This window comes from Citrobacter sp. R4, from assembly GCF_026719175.1.
Taxonomy (GTDB): Bacteria; Pseudomonadota; Gammaproteobacteria; order Enterobacterales; family Enterobacteriaceae; genus Citrobacter_A; species Citrobacter_A sedlakii.
Genome location: NZ_JAPPSU010000028.1, coordinates 1 through 4,568 on the forward strand (window position 1 = coordinate 1; position 4,568 = coordinate 4,568).

The 4,568-nt window shown below is 51.9% G+C and carries 5 protein-coding genes and 1 pseudogene; all 6 read right to left on the reverse strand.

Translation table 11 applies throughout. From position 1 onward, the window contains the following. The coding region (locus OOJ60_RS24070) for a gp53 minor capsid family protein (protein WP_205613282.1) at positions 1-433 on the reverse strand (433 nt) is incomplete at its 3' end. Between the two features lie 12 nt (positions 434-445). Beyond that, positions 446-1,711 (reverse strand): hypothetical protein, encoded by a 1,266-nt coding sequence (locus OOJ60_RS24075; RefSeq protein WP_205613283.1) that lies wholly within the window; start codon positions 1,709-1,711, stop codon positions 446-448. A 2-nt stretch (positions 1,712-1,713) separates the two neighbouring features. Beyond that, complete coding sequence (locus tag OOJ60_RS24080; protein ID WP_205613284.1) at positions 1,714-2,640, reverse strand: phage minor head protein; 927 nt, start codon at positions 2,638-2,640, stop codon at positions 1,714-1,716. Then, positions 2,600-3,955: an anti-CBASS protein Acb1 family protein gene (locus tag OOJ60_RS24085; protein ID WP_205613285.1), complete on the reverse strand. Its 1,356-nt coding sequence runs from the start codon at positions 3,953-3,955 to the stop codon at positions 2,600-2,602. Before OOJ60_RS24085 ends, OOJ60_RS24080 begins: the two co-directional genes overlap by 41 nt. Positions 3,956-4,032: 77 nt before the next feature. Then, a complete protein-coding gene (locus OOJ60_RS24090) occupies positions 4,033-4,299 on the reverse strand; it encodes a hypothetical protein (RefSeq protein WP_268077810.1) in 267 nt (88 codons plus the stop codon). Between the two features lie 72 nt (positions 4,300-4,371). Beyond that, positions 4,372-4,568, reverse strand: a pseudogene (locus OOJ60_RS24095) (PBSX family phage terminase large subunit); the annotation flags it as partial.

Genomic DNA, 4,568 nt, shown 5'->3' on the forward strand with positions numbered 1-4,568 from the left:
CGGCAGTGCCAACGCGCATACGAACGCGAATGAAGTCGGTGGTGCTGGCTGCGATGGTGAATTCATCCTGGCTGTAGCCGATTACTGAATCGGTGTCATCGGTTGCCAGAGTGAATTGCCCGTTGGTACCGAGCTTAATTGGGCTGTCTTTCTTGTATGCGCCTGGCACACACAGCAGGGCCAGTTCGCGGCCTTCTTCGACATAGTTGCCAACAGCGGAATCGCCAGCAGGGACAGCATCACGGATGCCAAGTCCCTGATGATATGCGCAGTCAATGATGTACAGGCGACCGGCAAGTGCAGTAGCTTGCGCAAATTCACCATCGCCGTTGATAGTGGCTGCTGTACCTGGCAGTAGTGCTGCGGCAGTGAGGCGGGTTTCGGTCTTGTAGAGCGATTTCCCGTCGATATTAACGCGACGATAACGTGACATTATCCCGTCTCCTTATTTGAAGTATTCAGATGCGGCAGGTGCGCCGGTTTCTTTCTGCTGCTGTGCAGAGTTAGTACCCAGCGGTGCGGCATCACCAATTGTTTTGTACATTGCTTCCAGCGCATCACCTGACAGTGCATTTGCCACGATTTCGCCGTGAACCTTTGCTACAGCATCACGCTTGGCTTTCTCTTCAGCGCGTGAGTTGGCAGTCAGGGTTTCATTAAGTTTGTCTTGATTGGCCTGCAGACCGGTGATCGCTTCTTTAATCGGATTCATTGCATCGGCGATGTTGGCGGCAAGACCTTTACCGATTTCGCTGATCAGCTCTTGTTTCTCTTCAGTGGTTAAAGGCATGTCGCCCTCCGTTTTGTGGTTTGGTGCAGGCTGTTCCTGCGGTGTAAATAGAGATTTGAATTTGTTTGCTACTACCGCGACCCAGGACTCCTGGCGCGCTACTGCGGTTCCGGTATCGTCGAAGGTGATAACACCGCCCTCATACTTGTAACCAAACACCTCTGCATTGCCGCCGTTGCGGATGATTACCGCTTGCGAGTCGGTGAAATCTGCTACCCAGGCATACTCGTCCGGACCAGTGGCGAATTTAGCTTTTGCAGCTCTGTCCAGTCGTTGCTCTCGTTCCCGGTATGACTCGCCAACCAATGCGCCTGAGTTAGCCTTCAGCGGTTTAGCAAGGTCAGCGTTAACCATCAGGCCAACGCCCTGCTCTGGTGTCGCTGCGCCCACCTCATGCAACAGAATGGCGTCATGGTCCATGCTATGAATCTTCGCCACCCATTCGGCACCAGTCGCTCTCTGCTGTTCATTTGGTTCGAGCTGGTCAAGAAATGCCGCCACACTGGTATGAATGGGCGGGACATCTTCACCTCGCTCAATAGCGGCGACACGTTCAAGCAATTCCTTTCCGCCTTCAGACTCGCCGGCGCGGGCCACATCAACCCACTTTTCGAGGTAAACGCGATTACCGGACTTCTTAACGTTGCGGTTCCACGCGCCGATATGACCGGCATTAATCCCTTCAGGAGAAAACGCGGATACGAACTGACCGTTAACCTGTGGATGCCCCAACGGTGCCAGAGTGCCTTCCAGCCCCTGATAGTGGGCGTCGATTTCTTCCGCCGTGTACAGTCCGCCATTCATAACGACATTCGCCGGCAGCGTGTAACTCGGAAGCACCAGATGCTCACGCCCGTTGTATGTTTCGCGCCGGATTGACTGGCTATTTACCTTCGTGGTGATGTTGACCTGCATAGGCATAGTTATTTCTCCGCCCAGGCGTAACCGCGCGCCTGCATCGATTTATATTCCTGTTTGAGTTTCGTGATGGTGTCCGGGTATTCCGGATTACCGTCCGCATCCACCAGCACCGACTGCTGGCTGCATTTGCAGTTGATACTGTTCGCATCCTTTGCATACCATTCACGAACTTCTTCATTTGTGTAGAGGTGAGCGTGACGCACGGCGTGGGTATGTCGCGTTGTCGGTGACAGCGCAGAGATGTGAACCAGCAGAGTTTTCAGTCCGAAGAGTTCGTTCGCCTCCAGGTCCTCATCCCATTTTGCCCGGCGCAGCGCAGTGGTAACCTCGGTTCGCGCTATCCGATTCGCCCGGCGCTTCTCGATGCCGGTCTGGTCTGTCAGATTGCGGGCAATGTCGCGGGGATTAAGCCCCCGCCCAACTCCATCAGTCAGCACACGCGCCATGTCGCGCTTAACTTCCGCACTCAGTCCCTTCATTTCCTCAAACACGCGAGCGTGAACCAGCGCCATACGTTGCTGATATTGGTCACTCGCGAGGATTGCCGCCAGTGACTCACGCCCGGCTGCGTACGCCGGGGACTGCTGCCTGAGGTTGTAGAATGACTGCCCTGTACCTTTCTCTGATGCCAGATCGATATACTCGTAAAACCACAGGTCGTACTCGTTACCATCCAGCAGCACCTGGTCTACCAGATAACTGGCATCGTTCAGGATGATGGAAAGTAGTGTTGGGTTTAACTGGTATTCGTATCTGGCGTTTACTGCGAGTGAGGATGGTATGTTGTCGAGTGCTGATTTGTACGCCCTGCCAATCTTATTTATACGCCTGGCGAAGTCTTTCATTGCCCGGCGTTCCAGCGCATCGGCTCCTGTTGGGTCCTGATAGTTACGCGGCAGAATCGGTGGCTTCGTCTTCTTCGTTGCCATCCTCCTCTCCTAGTGGTTCTTCGCTATCGTTATCGTTATCGTACCCAGCAGCAGTTCGAATCTCTTCAAGACTGAATGCCGGCTCGTCACCACTACCCATCATAGTCTGGTTAATCTCGCCCATGGTCTTGGCGTTGGCGAGCTTCTCATTACCTGTCTGTTCGTTCAGGTCATCCCAGATAACAGTCTTCTGACTGACTGAGTCGACGATCTGCAAGTCGATAAGCTTGTCGCAGAAGTCTTCTATCTCGAAAGAGAGGTCCACTCTGCGCGACTGGCAGCGAGCATTGAAGTATTTCTGGTCTTCAGTGCTGGAGCGTTCTGCCTGCTGATTACCAACCAGAATGCGCGTAGGAATATCTACTCCTGCGGCTGCGGTCTGGAGGTTCACGTTGTATGTTGCTGTAGGGTCTGCAACTGATGTAACCAGTGGGGTGACTGTTGCCCCTTGAGTGGTCATCAGTACGTCATTACCACGGTTAATCTCACCTGCAACTTCGTTAAACTTGTCCTGCAACTCAGTAACAGTGACACCGTAAAGCGAGGCCAGATTGTTGAAGTCAATTTCCTTTTCGAAATTGACGTTTAGCTGCCGCGCCGCGTTCTTCAGGAATGATTCACCTGAACCACCCTCCACCTTCTCTAGGCTGACAAAGGCGTTATAGGCTGGCTCCAGGAAGCCTATCGCATCGTCTGAGTAGTCTCCGAGTATGAAAACTCGGTCAGGGTGAATATCCACTCGACGACTTGAACCATTAGGCAGTCTTTCAGCGTACTGCCACATCTTCGGCTGACCGTATGTTTTTGAGTTCAGCCCGGTGTCCCATTCGCCAACTGTTAATGAGCCAGCCCATGAAACTGTTACCTTCTCTAACCCGCGCCCTTTTGTTACTGGAAGGTTCCAGGATTTATTGTCGCGGATATGCAGCAAAATTCCTGCATAACGACCGACAAGACGACGACGGTCCGCATCAGCAAATGCGCGCCAGAGTCGATTAGTGAATACCTGCTTGGACTTCTTCTCCCAGGCGGTTTCATCTTCGCTCTCGTCTGCGTCGTCACCCTCGATGATTTCCGGGTTAGTCTGCCAGCACTTGCCAACCAGCTTCTCAACGGCACCGTGAGCGATACCACCGCGCCGGTACAGTGCGTAGAGGTTTTCGTAAGTTACCTGCTCAGGGAAGCCATATTCGCACCATGCTGAATGACGCTTATTGTCCAGTCCCATCGTCGGCGCCATCAGTCCCATACGGGCGCGAGCCATCCGCGCATCGTTCAACGCATGGTTGACGGCGAGAGTTAATTTGTCAGTCATGGTTTTTCCGTTAGGGTGATTAAGACAATAAAAAAAAGCCACATACGTGGCTTACATGAAAAGGTAATGCTCTGTATTTACTCAGAATAACGACGATCTCTGTCTACCTGCTCGAAATGATCGAGCATGCGTTCATGCTCATCATTATAATCTTCGGCATCAGCTTCGCACTTGATAATTTCTGTTACCAATTCTGAAATCTCTGATTCTGTTTTTGTTTCTATCTCACAATCAACTGGTAACAAGCAATAGTCCTTAGCGAGCTCTTCTATTTTTTCGAGCCCTAATTCATAAAGCTCATCTCTGTCGGTGTAATAATGACCCATATTGACTCCCATCAACATAATAACGATTCATGCCATTATGAAAGGAGCCGTATTATTTACAATCCAAATTTTACATCTGAAGAAAAGCACTCACTTACGGATTAGTCGCTTAGGAATCATCATCCCAGCCATCTGTCCTTTGCGCTTAATGTGTCCGTCTAGGCTGTAGCGGATAGCGTCCCACGTATGTTCGTAACCGTCGGCCAGTTTCGGCAACACCTCACCAGTGATCCGGTCCGTTTTGTACGACCACATGCGGGCCTCACGTGCCACGTTTTTGCAACGCG

Bases quoted from the DNA above. Each gene is read 5' to 3' on its own strand.
- OOJ60_RS24075 (WP_205613283.1), bottom strand. From the start codon at position 1,711: ATGCCTATGCAGGTCAACATCACCACGAAGGTAAATAGCCAGTCAATC.
- OOJ60_RS24080 (WP_205613284.1), bottom strand. From the start codon at position 2,640: ATGGCAACGAAGAAGACGAAGCCACCGATTCTGCCGCGTAACTATCAG.
- OOJ60_RS24085 (WP_205613285.1), bottom strand. From the start codon at position 3,955: ATGACTGACAAATTAACTCTCGCCGTCAACCATGCGTTGAACGATGCG.
- OOJ60_RS24090 (WP_268077810.1), bottom strand. From the start codon at position 4,299: ATGTTGATGGGAGTCAATATGGGTCATTATTACACCGACAGAGATGAG.